This is a genomic window from Candidatus Avelusimicrobium faecicola (genome assembly GCA_900540405.1).
Lineage (GTDB): Bacteria > Elusimicrobiota > Elusimicrobia > Elusimicrobiales > Elusimicrobiaceae > Avelusimicrobium > Avelusimicrobium faecicola.
Genome location: UQFW01000035.1, coordinates 1 through 16,160, shown reverse-complemented (window position 1 = coordinate 16,160; position 16,160 = coordinate 1). Strand labels below are relative to the sequence as shown.

The 16,160-nt window shown below is 50.5% G+C and carries 15 protein-coding genes, 5 tRNA genes and 1 pseudogene; 5 read left to right on the top strand and 16 right to left on the bottom strand.

What is annotated here, in order from left to right:
- From ACQY18_RS04540 to ACQY18_RS04495, 10 genes and pseudogenes are all read right to left on the bottom strand, one after another.
- Nucleotides 1-313: pseudogene (locus ACQY18_RS04540) on the bottom strand (50S ribosomal protein L1); the annotation flags it as partial.
- A 59-nt stretch (nucleotides 314-372) separates the two neighbouring features.
- On the bottom strand, nucleotides 373-807 hold the full coding sequence (gene rplK, locus ACQY18_RS04535; protein WP_176778176.1) for a 50S ribosomal protein L11: 435 nt from the start codon (nucleotides 805-807) through the stop codon (nucleotides 373-375).
- A gap of 42 nt (nucleotides 808-849) precedes the next feature.
- Nucleotides 850-1,383, bottom strand: a complete 534-nt coding sequence (gene nusG, locus ACQY18_RS04530; protein ID WP_176778177.1) for a transcription termination/antitermination protein NusG — start codon at nucleotides 1,381-1,383, stop codon at nucleotides 850-852.
- Nucleotides 1,383-1,571 carry a preprotein translocase subunit SecE gene (gene secE, locus ACQY18_RS04525; RefSeq protein ID WP_176778178.1) on the bottom strand — a complete coding sequence of 63 codons (189 nt, stop codon included), beginning with the start codon at nucleotides 1,569-1,571 and terminating at the stop codon, nucleotides 1,383-1,385. The genes nusG and secE overlap by 1 nt, the downstream gene beginning before the upstream one ends.
- A gap of 29 nt (nucleotides 1,572-1,600) precedes the next feature.
- Nucleotides 1,601-1,675, bottom strand: a tRNA-Trp gene (locus ACQY18_RS04520).
- Nucleotides 1,676-1,682: 7 nt separating this feature from the next.
- Nucleotides 1,683-1,841: a 50S ribosomal protein L33 gene (rpmG, locus tag ACQY18_RS04515; protein WP_176778179.1), complete on the bottom strand. Its 159-nt coding sequence runs from the start codon at nucleotides 1,839-1,841 to the stop codon at nucleotides 1,683-1,685.
- A 118-nt stretch (nucleotides 1,842-1,959) separates the two neighbouring features.
- Nucleotides 1,960-3,150 carry an elongation factor Tu gene (gene tuf, locus ACQY18_RS04510; RefSeq protein WP_176778180.1) on the bottom strand — a complete coding sequence of 397 codons (1,191 nt, stop codon included), beginning with the start codon at nucleotides 3,148-3,150 and terminating at the stop codon, nucleotides 1,960-1,962.
- 57 nt (nucleotides 3,151-3,207) lie between these two features.
- Nucleotides 3,208-3,280 (bottom strand) — tRNA-Thr (locus ACQY18_RS04505).
- Nucleotides 3,281-3,317: 37 nt separating this feature from the next.
- Nucleotides 3,318-3,390, bottom strand: a tRNA-Thr gene (locus ACQY18_RS04500).
- A gap of 21 nt (nucleotides 3,391-3,411) precedes the next feature.
- Nucleotides 3,412-3,482 (bottom strand) — tRNA-Gly (locus ACQY18_RS04495).
- A 390-nt stretch (nucleotides 3,483-3,872) separates the two neighbouring features.
- On the opposite strand from ACQY18_RS04495, the gene ACQY18_RS04490 reads away from it, so the two are divergent.
- Nucleotides 3,873-3,944: transfer RNA gene (locus tag ACQY18_RS04490), tRNA-Cys, on the top strand.
- A gap of 132 nt (nucleotides 3,945-4,076) precedes the next feature.
- Here the strand turns inward: ACQY18_RS04490 and ACQY18_RS04485 are convergent.
- From ACQY18_RS04485 to sppA, 6 genes are all read right to left on the bottom strand, one after another.
- Complete coding sequence (locus ACQY18_RS04485) at nucleotides 4,077-7,277, bottom strand: efflux RND transporter permease subunit (protein WP_428039008.1); 3,201 nt, start codon at nucleotides 7,275-7,277, stop codon at nucleotides 4,077-4,079.
- Between the two features lie 9 nt (nucleotides 7,278-7,286).
- A complete protein-coding gene (locus tag ACQY18_RS04480) occupies nucleotides 7,287-8,189 on the bottom strand; it encodes an efflux RND transporter periplasmic adaptor subunit (RefSeq protein WP_428039007.1) in 903 nt (300 codons plus the stop codon).
- Entirely contained in the window at nucleotides 8,170-9,561 is a 1,392-nt protein-coding gene (locus ACQY18_RS04475) for a TolC family protein (protein WP_428039006.1), read from the bottom strand. Before ACQY18_RS04475 ends, ACQY18_RS04480 begins: the two co-directional genes overlap by 20 nt.
- On the bottom strand, nucleotides 9,551-10,198 hold the full coding sequence (locus tag ACQY18_RS04470) for a TetR/AcrR family transcriptional regulator (RefSeq protein WP_428039005.1): 648 nt from the start codon (nucleotides 10,196-10,198) through the stop codon (nucleotides 9,551-9,553). Before ACQY18_RS04470 ends, ACQY18_RS04475 begins: the two co-directional genes overlap by 11 nt.
- Nucleotides 10,199-10,336: 138 nt before the next feature.
- The gene (locus tag ACQY18_RS04465) at nucleotides 10,337-10,897 is read right to left on the bottom strand and encodes a hypothetical protein (protein ID WP_176778185.1); all 561 of its coding nucleotides are present in this window, start codon (nucleotides 10,895-10,897) and stop codon (nucleotides 10,337-10,339) included.
- Nucleotides 10,898-10,905: 8 nt separating this feature from the next.
- Nucleotides 10,906-12,096 (bottom strand): signal peptide peptidase SppA, encoded by a 1,191-nt coding sequence (gene sppA / locus ACQY18_RS04460; protein ID WP_428039004.1) that lies wholly within the window; start codon nucleotides 12,094-12,096, stop codon nucleotides 10,906-10,908.
- A gap of 107 nt (nucleotides 12,097-12,203) precedes the next feature.
- On the opposite strand from sppA, the gene dapA reads away from it, so the two are divergent.
- The 4 genes from dapA to ACQY18_RS04440 are packed head-to-tail and all read left to right on the top strand — an operon-like array spanning nucleotide 12,204 to nucleotide 16,057.
- Nucleotides 12,204-13,088, top strand: coding sequence for a 4-hydroxy-tetrahydrodipicolinate synthase (dapA, locus tag ACQY18_RS04455; protein WP_428039003.1), 885 nt, complete (start codon nucleotides 12,204-12,206; stop codon nucleotides 13,086-13,088).
- 7 nt (nucleotides 13,089-13,095) lie between these two features.
- A complete protein-coding gene (locus ACQY18_RS04450) occupies nucleotides 13,096-13,971 on the top strand; it encodes an aspartate-semialdehyde dehydrogenase (protein WP_428039002.1) in 876 nt (291 codons plus the stop codon).
- Entirely contained in the window at nucleotides 13,971-14,645 is a 675-nt protein-coding gene (locus ACQY18_RS04445; RefSeq protein ID WP_176778189.1) for a dihydrodipicolinate reductase C-terminal domain-containing protein, read from the top strand. Before ACQY18_RS04450 ends, ACQY18_RS04445 begins: the two co-directional genes overlap by 1 nt.
- A complete protein-coding gene (locus ACQY18_RS04440) occupies nucleotides 14,642-16,057 on the top strand; it encodes a UDP-N-acetylmuramate--L-alanine ligase (protein ID WP_428039001.1) in 1,416 nt (471 codons plus the stop codon). Before ACQY18_RS04445 ends, ACQY18_RS04440 begins: the two co-directional genes overlap by 4 nt.
- Nucleotides 16,058-16,160 lie beyond the last annotated feature (103 nt).

Below are 16,160 nucleotides of genomic sequence, written 5' to 3'. Positions count from 1 at the left end.
TGCCTTTGAGGACTTCTTCCACAATGTCTTCCGCACCTACGCGGTCCGCGCCCGCTTTTTGCGCTTCTTGGGCGTGTTCGCCCTTGGCAATAACGGCAATGCGTTTGGTCTTACCGGTACCGTTGGGCAATACTACCGCCGCGCGTACCAATTGGTCGGCCTTTCTGGTATCAATACCCAGGCTTACATGCAATTCAACGGTTTCGTCAAATTTAGCTTTGGCGTTGTCCTTTACAATTTGGGCGCCTTCGGCTAAGGTGTAAACCTTGGCTTTATCGTATGCTTTTTTAGCTGCTTCCATTCTTTTTCCCATCTAAAATCTCCTTTAAGGTTGTTGCGGGCCGGAACAGCCCTCCCTTAAATTTTCTAAATTTATTTCACCACGTCTACGCCCATGCTGCGGCAGGTACCTTTTACCATTTCGGCGGCATGTTTAACGTCTTTCGTGTTGAGGTCAGGCAATTTAACGGCGGCGATTTTTTCGCACTGCGCTTGGGTAATCTTGCCTACTTTTTCTTTATGGGGCTGACCGGAACCTTTGGCTAAGCCTAATTCCTTAATAATCAGCACGGCCATAGGCGGCATCTTGGTAATAAAGGAGAAAGAGCGGTCTTCGTAAACCGTAATGACGACCGGAATTTTTACCCCTTTTTCCAATTTAGCCGTTTTGGCGTTGAACTGCTTGCAGAATTCCATGATGTTTACACCATGCTGACCCAAGGCCGGACCCACAGGCGGGGCCGGGTTGGCGGCACCGGCGGGAATCTGCAATTTGATATATCCTTTAATCTTTTTCTCTTTTGCCATTTTTTTGTACTCCGTAATTTTTACTGCTTACTGCGGTAAAATCTAGTTCTTTTCCACCTGTAAGAAATCCACTTCAACAGGGGTTTTGCGGTCAAAGACCGTAACCATTACTTTCAGTTTGTTCTTCTGTTCGTTTACTTCTTCCACTTCACCAATGAAATGTTTGAACGGACCTTCCGTAATACGGACGCTTTCGCCGCGTTCAAATTCCACCATGTGTTTGGGCTTGCCAGAAGAATTATCGGTCAATTCCACGATACCGGCAATTTCTTCTTCCGGCAACGGAACGGGGTTCGGGTCACCTAAAAAGCCCGTGACGCCGTTGGTGTTTTTAATAAACCAGTAAGCCTCGCTGGTGAGAAGCATTTGCACCAGCACATAGCCCGGGAAGAATTTGCGTTTGCGTAAAATTTTTTTATTTTGTTTTACTTCAACCACTTCTTCGGTAGGAACTAAAACGTTAAAGATACGGTCGCCAAAGTTCTGGATATCCGCATTGAGGAGAATTTTTTCTCTTACTTTATCTTCATGCCCGGTTTGGGTATGAACAACATACCAGCATTTTTCTTCAGACATTAACGTCCTCCAACGATAAGACCCAGCACTTTGGTAAGGCCGAAGTCTATAATGCTGACGTACGCGGCCACCAAAGCCACGACAATAGCCACCAGGATGGTGGATTGCACCACTTCCTTGCGGGTCAGCCAGGTGGATTTTTTAAGCTCGGCTACCGATTGCTTTAGAAAACTGATTGCTTTGTTCATAAAGTTTATCCGTTGTTCCTAAATAAAACTGGCAGGAGCGGAAGGACTCGAACCTTCAGTCCCGGTTTTGGAGACCGGTGGTTTACCAGTTAACCGACGCTCCCACTAAAATTAAGCCTTGCTTTCTTTGTGCTTGGTGCTTTTGCCGCACTTTTTGCAGAACTTGTTCAGTTCCAGCTTATATTCTTTCTTTTTGCCGCGGACCTGATAGTAGTTCTTGTTTTTGCATTCCGTGCAGGCCAGCGCAATGGTGATTCTTTCAGTTGCCATCTTATTTTCCTTGATAATTGAGGGGGGTTAGCCCCTCCGGTTTACAGTCCACTTTATAAGGATTCTGCAGGGACATTGTTTTACCAATGTCCCTGCAACAGTGAACTAAACAATTTTACTACTCAATAATCTTGGTGACGACACCGGCGCCTACGGTATGGCCGCCTTCGCGGATAGCGAAGCGCAAACCTTCTTCCATAGCGACGGGGGTAATAAGTTTCACTTCAATTTCGGCGTTATCGCCAGGCATAATCATGTCTTGTTTGAAGGACAATTCACCGGTCACGTCCGTGGTTCTCAAATAGAACTGCGGTTTATAACCCGGGGTTAACGGGGTGTGGCGGCCGCCTTCTTCTTTCTTCAAGATGTAAACCTGACCCATGAAGTGTTTGTGCGGGGTCACAGATTTAGGAGCAGCCAAAACTTGGCCTCTTTCAACCTGGTTCTTGTCAATACCGCGCAACAAGATACCCACGTTATCGCCGGCAATACCTTCGTCCAGCAATTTGCGGAACATTTCAATACCGGTGGCTACGGTGTTCAAGGTGTCGCGGAAACCGATGATTTCCAACGGGTCACCCACGTGTACCTTACCGCGTTCAATTCTACCGGTGGCTACGGTACCGCGGCCAGTGATAGAGAACACGTCTTCCACAGCCATCAAGAAGGGCTTGTCGGTATCGCGTTTGGGTTCGGGAATCCAGGTATCCAACGCATCCATCAAGCGATGAATGGAAGGTTCACCCAATTCGCTCTGGTCGCCTTCAATGGCTTTCAAAGCGCTACCGCGGATGATGGGGGTGTTGTCGCGGTCAAAATCGTATTTGCCCAGTAAATCGCGGATTTCTTCTTCCACGAGTTCCAACATTTCCGGGTCATCAATCAAGTCTACTTTGTTCAAGAAAACAACCAACCGGGGTACGTTTACCTGTTTGGCAAGCAGTACGTGTTCGCGGGTTTGCGGCATCGGGCCGTCTACGGCGGACACTACCAAGATAGCACCGTCCATCTGGGCGGCACCGGTAATCATGTTTTTAATATAGTCGGCGTGGCCGGGGCAGTCAATGTGAGCATAGTGTCTGTTGTTGGTTTCGTATTCCACGTGGGATACGGCAACAGTCACAATTTTGGAGGCGTCACGAACTACACCGCCTTTGGCGATGTCGCTGTAAGCCATAGCTTTGGCTTTGCCTTCTTTGGCCAATACTTTGGTAATAGCCGTGGTCAACGTGGTCTTGCCGTGGTCCACGTGGCCAATGGTACCGACGTTAACGTGCGGTTTGCTTCTGGAAAATTTTTCCTTTGCCATTTGTCTAGTTCTCCTGTTTCTAATTTTACTGCATGGTTTAGTTGTTCCAAAACAAAAAGCTGGGAGTGGGAATCGAACCCACGACCTTCTCCTTACCATGGAGATGCTCTACCGACTGAGCTACCCCAGCGTATACTGCCGGGTACTAACTAATAATTTCAAAACAAAGCTGGGAGTGGGAATCGAACCCACGACCTTCTCCTTACCATGGAGATGCTCTACCGACTGAGCTACCCCAGCATTTCCCTTACGGGTTTCAAAAGCGGGCGATGGGAATCGAACCCACGTATCAAGCTTGGAAGGCTAGTGTTCTACCATTGAACTACGCCCGCACTAAGACAGTACTTTATTATACCAAAAAAAAGCTTCCAGCGGAAGACCTCTTTTGGACATAACCCTACTGTAATACGTGGCAACCCCTTGTTGGCCGCCTTTGATAGGTACTGTTATTGTAGCAAATAAAAAGGCTTTCGTATAGTCTTTTTATCATTTATGCAAAAAAATACCGGCCGCCGCACGGGCAAAACCGGTATTTTATAAAAAGGAGGGAGGCCCTGCCCCATACGGGGCTCACCCAAAAGCGGGTCTGTTTGGCTCTCCCATACTGGTAGTATAAAAGCGGTTTGAAAAAATTCAAGGGGGTAAAATAAGGTTATTAGAAAAGTATTTGCAGATATTAAAAATTTTGCTATAATAAGTTGTTCCCAATTTTTGACGTATACGGTGCGGTGGCCAAGTGGTAAGGCGTGAGTCTGCAAAACTCATATTCGCGGGTTCGATTCCCGCCCGCACCTTTTCTTTTTGGTTTATTTTGAAAGCGGCCCCTATTAAAAGGGGCCGCTTTTTTGTTTTAGATAGCCGCCCGATAAAAAACACGGGAGAAAATGTTTTCCCCCGTGTGTAAAACGCCAAACTTACCCGCTGTTTTATTCTTCTTCCGGCGGGACTTCGGGCAAAATAACTGCCTGGTTTTTATCTTCCGGCACCGGGATATTAAACAGCTTCCAATTCAGCCAATCGCCAAATTCGTCCATTAAAATATACGTCACCGGAGTCATTAGCAGGGTGACCAGCAGCGAAAGCGCCTGCCCGCCCACAATAACAATCGCCAAACTGCGGCGTTCTTCCGCCCCCACCCCGTTGGAAATAATCATGGGGGCCACACCCATAATCAGGGTTAGCGTGGTCATCAAAATAGGGCGCAAGCGCACGCGGTTGGCCTGCAAAATGGCTTCCGTGCGGCCGTAGCCGCGGGCGCGCAGTTGGTTGGTGTAGTCCGTCTGCAAAATAGCGTTTTTGCTGACCACCCCAATCAACATAAAAATACCCAACAAACTGTATAAGTTCATGGTCTGCCCGGTAAGCAGTAAAGACAGCACCGCAAACGGAATTGTCAGCGGCAGTGATACGATAATAGCCACCGGGTGCGTATAGCTTTCAAACTGGGCGGCCAAAATCATATACTTAAACAGGAACGCCAACACGAACGCCATAATAAAGGACATAAACATCTTGCCCATTTCTTGTGACATCCCGGATGTTCCGCCCGTATATTCCACCCCGGCGTTTAAGTCTTTATACGCTTGCTCCACGATAGCCAACGCACTGCGCTGGTCAATGCCGTTTAAGTTGGCTTGCACCGTCACTTGGCGTTGGCGGTTGTGGCGGTCAATTTGGCTGGGGCCGGTGCCTTCTTCAATCGTGGCCACAGAGTCCAAACGGACAATGGTGTCTTCCCCGTTGGATTTGCCGGGCACCATTAAAGCGGCAATGGCTTCTTTGGTGTCGCGGTATTCCTCGGCCACGCGAACGCGCACGTCATACAGCTCGTCCCCGTCTTTATATTTTGTAATATCGTCTTCCCCGCCTACCATGGTGCGCAACGCGGAAGCAATACTGGATACTTTAACGCCCAAACTGTGGGCTTTATCGCGGTTAATTACCACGCGGTATTCCGGCTTGGATAAGTCCAAAGACAAATCCAAATCAATAAACCGCGGGTCTTTGCGCAGTTGGGCAATCATGGTGTTGCCGTATTCGGCCAGTTTATCAATATCCGGGCCGGAAATAACGTACTGCAATTCATACGAACCGGCGGAAGGGCCGTCACTGACGATATAAGTGGTGGTTTCCAAACCGTCGTATTTTTTCATCATATCGCGGGTGGCTTTCAAATAATCGTTGGTCGTCAAGCCTTCGCGTTTGTCGCGCTCCTCCAGCTCGTAGCGCACATAGCCTTTGTTGGCCGGGTTGGAACTGGCAAAGCTGTTGCTGTTTACACCGGCAACCACCAACGTATCTTTGACATGCGGCAAGCGGCGTACGTCTTTTTCAATTTGGCGCAGGATGTCCAATGTATCGGCATAACTGGTGCCCACCGGGGCTTCCACCGTCACTTGTACTTTGCCGCTGTCGTCCACCGGGATAAATTCTCCCCCCACTTTAGCCAACATGGGGAACATCAAGAGTATGCAGAATACAGACACCGCCACCATGGTTTTACGGTGGTGAATAGACCAATCCAATAACGGAATATACCAATCCACCAATTTATGATTGATGCGGTCCACCAGGTGGTCCAAACGGCTTTTTTGCTCGCCTTGTTTCAACATTTTGGCGCAGAGCATAGGCGTAAGCGTAAGCGCCACCACACCGGAAAGCGCAATAGCAAATACCACGGTTAAACCGTAGCTGTTTACAATGCGCCCCACCATACCGCTCATATACGCAAGCGGCAGGAAAATAACCAAAATAGAAAGCGTAGTGGCAATAACGGTGGACGTAATTTCGCGCGAACCGTCCAACGCGGCGCGTTTAGGCGTTTTGTTGTATTTTTCCATGTGGCGGAAAATGTTTTCCAACATAACAATCGCGTCGTCAATTACAATACCTACCGCCACCGTAAGGCCCAACAGGGTCATGGTATCAATGGTAAATCCGCTCATCTTCATAAAGATAAACGAACCGATGATAGAAATAGGCATCGCCAAAAACGCAATAAAGGTGGAGCGCAGGGAGCCCATAAACAAAAGCACCATTACCCCGGCCAAAAAACCACCCAAAATCAAGTGTTCCAGCACGGTATGCACGGAACCTTTAATGTTGCCGGATTGGTCCATCATCAGCGTAATGTGAATATCTTTCGGCAAGGTAGGCTCAATGAGGGCCAGTTTGTCTTTGACCCCTTGCACTACCGCCAACGTGTTGGTGCCGGATTGTTTGGTCACTTCCAGCGTGACGGAGCGGCGGGAGTTAAGCCACGCGGAAGAACGCTCATATTCGCCGGAGTCTTCGGCGTGCCCGATGTCGGACACTTTAATAGAAGTGCCTTTGCGTTTGGCAATAAACACATCATTAAACGCTTCCACCGTGGGGATACGGCCCAAAATACGCAAGTTGTATTCCTGGTGTTTTTGTTCCACGCGCCCGCCGGGAATTTCCACGTTCTGGTCTGCCAGGCCGGAAGAAACATCACTAATCGGCAAATTGAGCGCAAAAAGTTTCAGCGGGTTTACAATCACATGGATTTCGCGTTCGCGGCCGCCTACAATGCTTACGGCGCCTACGCCGCGGATGTTTTCAATATTTTCTTTTACTTTTTTCTTGGCAACTTCGGTTAAATCCACAATGTCGCGCTCGCCGGATACTACCACGTTTAGTACGGCTATGGAATCCATATCCAGTTTTTGCACAACGGGGGCATCCGTACCGTCCGGCAATTCGTTTTTAATCAGCTCTACTTTGTCGCGCACTTCCTGGGCGGCAACGTCGCCGTCTTTGTCCATATCAAACTTAATGCTTACCAGGGAAAACCCTTCCATGCTTTGGGATTTAATTTCGTCAATCCCTTCCACCTGGTTGACGGATTCTTCCACCACTTTGGTAATGGAAGTTTCCACTTCTTCCGGGTTGGCCCCGGCCAAAGTGGTTTGCACCAGTACATACGGCACGTCTACGTTGGGGAACATCCCAACGCCCATGCCCGAATAAGACATAAAACCCAGTACCACCACGGCTAAACTCATCATGATAGTAGCCACCGGGCGGTTAATAAACAGGGCCGTCAAGCCGCCTTTCTTTTCTGGGCGGGCGGACGGTTGCGCGTTATTTGGTGTTGTTTGTTGCATAAAAGCGCCTTATTTCCCCATGTCAATTTTGCTGCCGTCTTGCAAACCGTAAGCAAATTCCAAAATAGTATCGCCTTCTTTCAAGCCGTCTGCAATTTCCAAATGGTCTGTGTTTTCAAAGCCGACACTTACCACTTTCTTTTGGGCCGTTCTGCCGTCTTGGGACGGCACAAACACATAGCTTTCCCCATTTTGGCGGTACAAACTTTTTTTAGCGATAGATACCGCGTTTTTCTTTTCAGACAGCGTCACATCCACTTTGGCAAACATCCCGGATTTAAGGAGCCCTTTGGGGTTATCGGCCCAAAATTCCACGGCCACCGCGCGGCTGTTGGAATCCACCACCGGGCTGATGATTTGCAGGCGGGCATTAAATTCTTTGCCGGGCAAGGCGTCCACACGCAACGTGGCGGGCTGGCCTTTGTAAATTTCGCCGATGTAGCGTTCCGGCATATCCACCGCCACGCGCACGCGCTCTTGGTTGACGACCAACGCCACCGGGGTAGAAACCGTCACGTTGGCACCCGGGTCCAAATACACGCGGCCCACTAACCCGGTAATGGTGGAAGGCACTACCACCGGCTCATACACGGCGCCTACTTCGTCGCGCTCAATTAAGCTGACGGTTTGGTTCTTTTTGACCGAATCCCCTTCCCTTAGTAAATTTTTAAGCAGTTTCCCGCTCACACGCGGGTAAAGGGTGGCTTCTTCCCACGCTTTTACACTGCCGGACATAATTAACTGGTGGCGCAAATCACGCTTTTGCACGGTTTCCGGGCGGACGGCAAAAACGTCTTTGGCTACGCTATCTAACGGATTGGCGGCTTTGGGTTTAAGCAGTACCACCAACGCCAAAATAACCACAGCGCCTATCACACAAGCGGTAATTCTTTTACTTGTTTTCTTCTTCATACAATTTTCCTTCTCCCCCTACGGCAAATTTTAAGTCAGAAAGCGCAATTGCGCCGTCGTATACGGCTTGCACATATTGCAAGTCGGAATCGTTCACGTCCGTAATGGCGTCGTTCAGCTCCAGCTGGCTGGTCAGCCCGGCGCGGTAGCGCTTCATCTGGGCGCTCAAGTTTTCGCGCGCCTGTTCCACCACCCCTTTGGTGGCTTCTATGCGGTTGCGCGCTTCGGCTAAATTCAGCCATGCTTCTTTTACTTCTATACGCACGTTTTTAAGTTTGTTTTGATACGCCGCCACGGCTTGTTCGTAAGCCAGTTTTTTCTGCGCCACTTGCGCATTCACTTTACCCCCCTCAAAAAGCGGGATACTTAACGTCAGCCCGGCGTTGGAAGACCAATAGCGGTCCTGTTTACTGTGCGGAAAACCCTGCTCCGTTAAGCCGTTAAAAGTATAATCCGCATTTAAGGCCAGGATGGGCCAATGGCCGGATTTGGCAATATTAATGTTATAGTGCGCCGCATCTACCGCCAATTTGGAAATGATTAATTCCGGGCGGTGCTGCATGGCTTTTTCATATAAACTTTCCAAAGACGGCAAGGGCGGCAGTTCCAAATCCTGCCGGGACCACGTTAAATAAATTTTGTCTTCCGGGTCCCGGTTCAAAATTTGGCGCAAATACAAATTGCTCAATTCAAAATTTTTGCGCGCCTGAATGACGGTAGGCTCTATATTTTCCACCTTTACTTTTTGGGTCAATACATCCAAACTGCTGGCAAGCCCTTGCTTGTATTTGGCTTGGGTTTCCTGCAAGTGTTGGCGGGCAACTTCCAAAGATTCTTCCTGCACGCGGATATAGGCCGAAGCATAAATAATGCCGTAGCAGTATTTAACAACCGCTTTGGTCACCAGGTCGCGCACATGTTTTAAGTTGTAGGCGCCTTCTTCGGCCGTCACTTTAGCCAGCCGGGCGGTGTTTCTAACCTGGCCGCCGGCCCACAAAGTTTGGTTTAAGTTGAGCCCCGCACTATACGTGTTGTTTTTGCCCACTTCCACCATGCCGCCGCTGCCCATGGCAAAGCGCGCTTTTTTAATGGCGCGCGAATAGGAACCGTCTAACGACAGGCTGGGATAATACCCCGCCCGCGCGGCAGACAACTGGCGTTCGTAAATTTCTTTTTGTTTGACGGCATCAATTACCTGGTAGGAATCTTCCAACGCCATTTGAATAGCTTGGGAAATGGTAATTTTCTCCCCTCCCACATCTTGTTCCGCAAACAAGTTAGCCGCCGGCTTGGGCGCTAATGCCCCCCAGGCCGGGGTTATTCCGGCCGCCAGTAAAGCGGCCATAAAGATAATAACGGTCTTATTTTTCATAAATTTCGTAATACTGTTTTACGCCCAGTAAAATAATTTTGGTTAAACGCCGGGCGGTTTCCTCGGTATACGGGGAATCCTTTTCCGGTTGGATGTACGCCTCTACATACGCGTTTAACATTATTTTTGAGAACAGGGCCGAAAAAAGAAGGCTGATGTCGCGGGTGGCTCCGGCCGGCAAGCGGTGGAGGTTTTCTTTACCGGACAAAAAATCGCCCAGTACCTTTTCCGGCGACAGTTTGCGTTCCTCTTTTGGGAATTTTTTATTCAGCGTATAAGCCAACATCTGCACCACAAATTTGGAATTAACCGGCGTTTTGCGGAAAAATTCCAAATGGGCCCCCAACAGGCGGTTGAGGACGCTTTCCAATTCGTCCCCGCGGTTGAAAGAATCTTCCAACAGTTTGGAAAACCCCTGTTCATGCTCCGCCACAATACTGCGGCAGAGGTCTTCTTTATTCTTAAAATAATAATACAGCACCGGTTTAGTCACTTTTACTTTTTCGGCAATTTCCCGCATGGAAACCTGGTCAATGCCCCGGTCCGCCATTAAAGCAAAAGCGGCTTTTTTTATTTTAGCGCGCATGCGCTGTTCCCGGTCCTGCCGGTCTAATTTGGTTGGTTCTGTTTGTTTCATAGAAAAAAATAACCGGCGGCCTTTTGAATGTCTACCTACCGGTAAGTACATTCTATCATATAACACGCCACCCCCGCAATTTATTGCAAATAAAAAATCCGCCCGGGAAAGGGCGGATTTTTCAAAGGTTCCGGCTGCTTAAAACAACAGGAAAATGCCCCACACTAAAAACAGCATGGCCAGCAAAGCCGCCACCAGCGCCGGGGCCGCGCAAAACAAAACAGCCACACAAGCGCGCGGGCCGGATACCTGGTACAGCCGCGCCACATTCCGGGTTAAATAGCCCAGTTGCAAAACCAGTACCAAAAGCACCAAAAGCGGCATTAAATAGTGCAATACAGGCACCGCCAAAAACACAATGGCGCCCGCAATCAGGAGCCCCTTAATAAACCCGGCCGTGCCGATTAGCACAAACAACCGGGCCGGCGAGGCATCCCGCCCGGACCAGTCCAAAAACAGCGCGGCACAAGCCGCCATCAGGGCGCCAATCAGCACTTCCGCAATAAACAGCACCAGCGTTTTGTACAGGAAAGAAAACACCCCAATCCCTTCCCCCATGTTAAACACGCACACGGCGGCCAGGGCGGCCATCAAATAGCCGGACAACCCCACCCCGTACGCGCGGCGGCGGAACAGCTTTTCAAGCCCCTCGCGCGGGGATTCCATATACGCAAAATAAGCGTTTAGCAGTTGGCTCATAATGCCCCCTAGTTAGACCACAAATAAGACACGTTCGGCGTGGTTAAACTTTCCAACTGTTTAGCCAGGCTTTGCCCTTCCAAATTACTGCCGAAGGAGAAAAACGCTTCGCGCAAACTTTCCCCGCGGTTGGATAAAATTTTGGGGTCTTTGAGGCCGGCCAATTCCCCGGCCAGCAGGCGGGCTTCTTCTTCGCCGCCCAGTTTATCTATAAAACCCAGTTTATAGGCCCGCTCTCCGGTAAATACCCGGCCGTCCGTATATTCCGTCAAATCGGCCGGTTTTACGCCCGGGCGCCCGGCCTTAACGGCGGCAAAAAACTGGCCGTAAGTTTCGCTCACCATATCTTGCAGCAGGGCTTTTTCCGCATCCGTCATCGGGCGGTAGGAAGAACCGATGTCTTTATATTTGCCGGACGTAATCGGCGTGACGCTCACCCCGATTTTTTTGAACAACCCCTCCACATTGTTGGTTTGCATAATCACACCCACGGAGCCTGTAATGGTGCCCGGCTCGGCCACAATTTTATCGGCGGCCATGGCAATATAAAACCCGCCGCTGGCGGCTACATCCCTAAACAAGGCTACTACTTTTTTGCCTTTTTGCTTGGCGGCCTGGATTTCGCTGTAAATGTTTTGTACGGAAGCCACCGTGCCGCCGGGGGAATTAATATCAATCACAATGGCTTTCACGGCGTCATCCGCCGCGGCCGTGCGGATTTTTTTGGCAATCGCGCTGGCCCCGGTTTGGCGGGAGAACGGCCCGCTGTCGCCGCTTTCGGCAATCACGCCGCGCACCTTAATCCACGCTAACCCCTCGCCGGAAGATTTTAATCCGCTGACAAACGCCCCCTTGGTGTTGGTTTTGCCTACCGGCTCCGTGCATTTCATACCCGGTTTCAGTACCAGCAAAACCCCACACACCGCAGACACAGTAAAAGTTAATAACAATAAAAAGCTCCATAAGTTGCGGTAAGAGCCGTGTTTGGCCGGCTTGGGCGGTTTTTGCGCAGGCGGCTCTTGCGCGGGGGGCTCCGGGTTATCCGCCAGTTTCTCGGCGGAGGGTTCTTCCGGCTCGGCGGCCGCTTGCGGCACCGGGGCGGTTTTTTCGTTTTCTAACAGCTTCTTCTCCCATACTTCTTTCGGTAAACTTTGGGAAGTTTGGGTAGGGAAAGTCTCTTTCCAATCTTCTGTATTCATAGTTAAAAATCCCCTTATGTAAAATCTCCATTAATTATAGCAATTAAATTGCTAAAATATGGCTATCCGTATTTATATTATCCGCGCGCACACGCGCAGAGGAGCTTATGTTTACCGGGGTTTACACCGCTTTTATTACACCTTTTGATGCAGACGGAAAAATTGATTTTACCGCTCTGACCGACCTGTTAGACCGGCAAATAGAGGCCGGCATAAACGGCTTGGTTTTATTGGGCACCACCGCCGAAACCGCCACCCTGACCGGGGACGAAAAAAAGGCCGTTTTGGATACGGCCGTGCGCCACATTAACGGCAGGGTTCCGTTTATTATCGGCGCCGGAACGAACGCCACCGCCACCACCGTGGAACAAATCCGCCTGGCTAAAGCGTATCGGCCGGAAGGGGTGCTTGTGGTCACGCCTTACTACAACAAACCCAATCCCGCCGGGCTGATTGGGCACTTTCAAGCCGCAGGAGCCGAGGGCGTGCCCCTGGTGCTGTACCACATTCCGGGGCGCACCGGCTTAAAAGTACCCGCCGCCGTTATGGACGATTTGTTAGCGGCCGTACCGCAAATTAAAGCGGTGAAAGAGTCCGATTACGATTGGGCCGGCGTGACGGATTTTGCCGTGCGCCACACGGGCCGCGTACAGCAACTTTGCGGAAATGACGATTTGTTTACCCACTTTTTAGCCATGGGCGCAAGCGGCATTATCAGCGCGGCGGCCAATGTATTGGCTCCGGCTTTTGTGCATATTTACAAAACCTTTCAAACGCAAGGGGCCCTGGCCGCGTGGGAAGCATTCCGCCCGGTGTACCCGCTTATTAAAGCGTGTTATTGGGAAACCAACCCTGTTTGCATAAAATACTTATTGGCCCAACGCGGGCTCTGCCGGGAAACTGTGCGCCTGCCGCTGGGCCCTGTCCGCGCGGAAACCGCCCAACGCTTAACGGCACTTGCCGCGCAGGCTAAAGCTGATTTATTTATTTAGAGGACTCATGAAAACCGCAGGTATTATTGGTATTAACGGCATGGTAGGGCAAAAACTACTGGCCGAATTTCAAAAAATAAAAACTCCTTTCACCATTAAAACTTTCGGGCGCAAAGACGAAATCACCCCGCTGGATATTGCCGTGTTATGCACGGACAACCCGGACTCCCGCGCCCTGGTGCCCCAATTAAAAGGGCGGGTGCGTTTTTTGGTGGATATGTCTTCGGAATTCCGCTTGCAGGACGGCGTACCGCTCGTCATACCGGAAATCAACCCGCAAACCATTACTGCCGACACGCATTTAATTGCCAGCCCCAACTGCACCACCACCGGGCTAGTGATGACGTTAGCCGCCTTGAAAGGCCATTACACGCCGCAGGAAATCTTTTTCTGCTCCTATCAGGCCATCAGCGGCGGCGGCAAAAAACTGCTGGAAGACTTCCACACGCCGGGCTCCCGCTATGCCAACAACTGCGTGCCGCAAATCGGCTCCGTGCAGGAGAACGGCTACACGAGCGAAGAACTGAAAGGCGTTTTTGAAACGCGCAAAATTTTGGATTTACCCGCCGTTAAAGTGTATCCGCATTGTGTGCGGGTGGCGGTGGAAAATGCGCACTCTTTGGGGGTGACGGTTAAATTCAACCGCCCGGCCGATATAGAAGAAATCAAAAAATTGTTTAACGCCTTTCCCCATTTACAATACCGGGAAGAGCCCGTCACGCCCCTAGAGGCCAGCGGGCAGGAAACCACATTCGCCTGCCGCCTGCGCCGGGATTTATACGAGCCCAATACGGTGCATTATTTTATAACCTTTGACAATTTGCTAAAAGGCGCCGCTATGAACGCCCGGCAAATTGTGGAATTATTATTGGAGAAATTCTAATGAAAAGCATTTTAATCAACGGCGGCCAAGGCAAAATGGGGCAGGCGCTCGCGCGGATTATCCAAAGCGACGCGTCCCTTTGCTTAACCGTAGCCGCCCAACACGAGCCCGGCCAACCGCTCCCCAAACAGTTTGATTGTGTGGTGGATTTTTCCACCCCGCAAGGGGCGCAAGAGGCGTTTTATTTGGCGCGGGAAAAGAAGAAACCGTTTTTAACCGGCACCACCAATCTGCCGGAAACGTTTTTATTCCAAATGCAGGAAGAAGACAAAATACCCGTGTTTTATGCGCCCAACGTCAGTTTAAGCGTGTACTATTTTACGGAACTGGCCAAACTGGCCGCCCGTATGTACCGCGGGTACGAAACCGCCCTGCACGAAGAACACCATGTGCATAAAAAAGATGCCCCCAGCGGTACCGCCAAAAAACTGGCGGAAGCCGTAGGACTGCCCTGGCAACAAGTGACATTCGCCCGCCAAGGCGAAATTGTGGGCACGCACCAAGTGCGTTTTGCCTCCCCTTTGGACGAAATTACCCTGGAGCATAAAGCACTCAACCGGGATTTATTTGCCCATTCCGCTTTGCATATTGCCAACTGGCTGATGAAGTGCGAAGCCGGATTTTATACGATGTCTGATTACGCAAAATTTAAGTTAAAGGAAAAAAGAAAATGAAAATTCACTTTGTAGGTATTGGCGGCGTGGGGATGAGCGCGCTGGCCCAACTGCACGCCATGAGCGGGGACACGGTCACCGGGTCCGACAGGTTAATCAGCAAAGGCTATACAGACCTGGCACTATGGACGTACTTAAAAAATTTAGGCATTTCCCTGTTTGCCCAAGACGGAAGCGGCATTGACGAAAAAACCGAACTGGTGGTGCTTTCTTCCGCCATTGAAGACGACAACCCGGAAATTAAAAAAGCCAAACAACTGGGTATCCAAATTATGCACCGCTCGGAACTGCTAGCCAAACACGTTGCCACCCACAAAACAGTGGCGGTTTCCGGCACCAGCGGCAAAAGCACCACAACCGCCATGGTGTATGATATTTTGGCGTTTGCGGGGTTGAGCCCGTCCGTCATTACGGGAGCGGCTATTCTTTCCCTGCAAAAAGAGCAGGGCGTTTTTGGGAATGTGTATAAAGGCGAGTCCGATATTTTGGTAATTGAGGCCGACGAAAGCGACGGCTCTATTGTAAAATACCACCCGTATTTGGGGCTGTGCCTCAACCTGCGCAAAGACCATAAAGAAATTAACATTTTGCAGGATTATTTCCACACGTTTATTTCCCATTGTAAACACGCGATTGTGAACGGGGAAGAGCCCAACTTAACGGCTATTTCCGGCAAAGCCAAAACCTTTGGCCTTACCGGCGGGGATTTCCACCCCACGGCCATTAAGGCGGACGGCTTCGGCTCTGACTTTACCATTCAAGGGCAGGAATTCCGCCTGCACTTGCCGGGGTTGCACAACGTGGCAAACGCGGTTGCCGCCGTGGCCGCCGCGGTGGAAATGGGCGTAGATTTGGAAACATGCGCCAAGGCACTAAATAAATTTACCGGGATTGCCCGGCGCTTTGCCAGCGTGGGAAGCTACAACAAAATTGAAGTGATTGACGATTTTGCCCACAACCCGCACAAACTGGGCGCCACCATTGAAGCCGCCCACCTGCGCGGGCAGCGGGTATTGGCGTTTTATCAACCCCATGCGTTTACCAGTATCAAAATGTTGGCGGCCGATTTTGTGGACAGTTTTGCCAAACATATCGGCCCGAACGACCACTTATGGCTGACGGAAGTGTACTATCCGGGCGGAACGGTGCCGCAAGGGGTTTCCTGCCAAACGGTTTACGAGGGCTTAAAAGCGCGGGGCGTAAATGTATCTTACGATTCCTGCCGGGAACGCCAACTGGCCGATATTGCCGCCTGTGCCCAACCGGGAGATGTAATTTTGGTTTTGGGCGCGCGCGACCCGACCCTGACGGACTTTGCGCGGAAAATTTTAGCCGCGCTGAAAGAGCCAGCCGCCACCGCGGATTGCGCCCATTGTTTGTTGGGCAACTGTTGCATGGCCTACAAAAAATAAACCGCCGTACGGTGAATGTTGGATTTATGCCCGGCCCCCCGCCGGGCATTTTTTTGTGTTTTTGAAACCCCCGGCTATGCCGGGGGTGCTACTCAGGTTTACC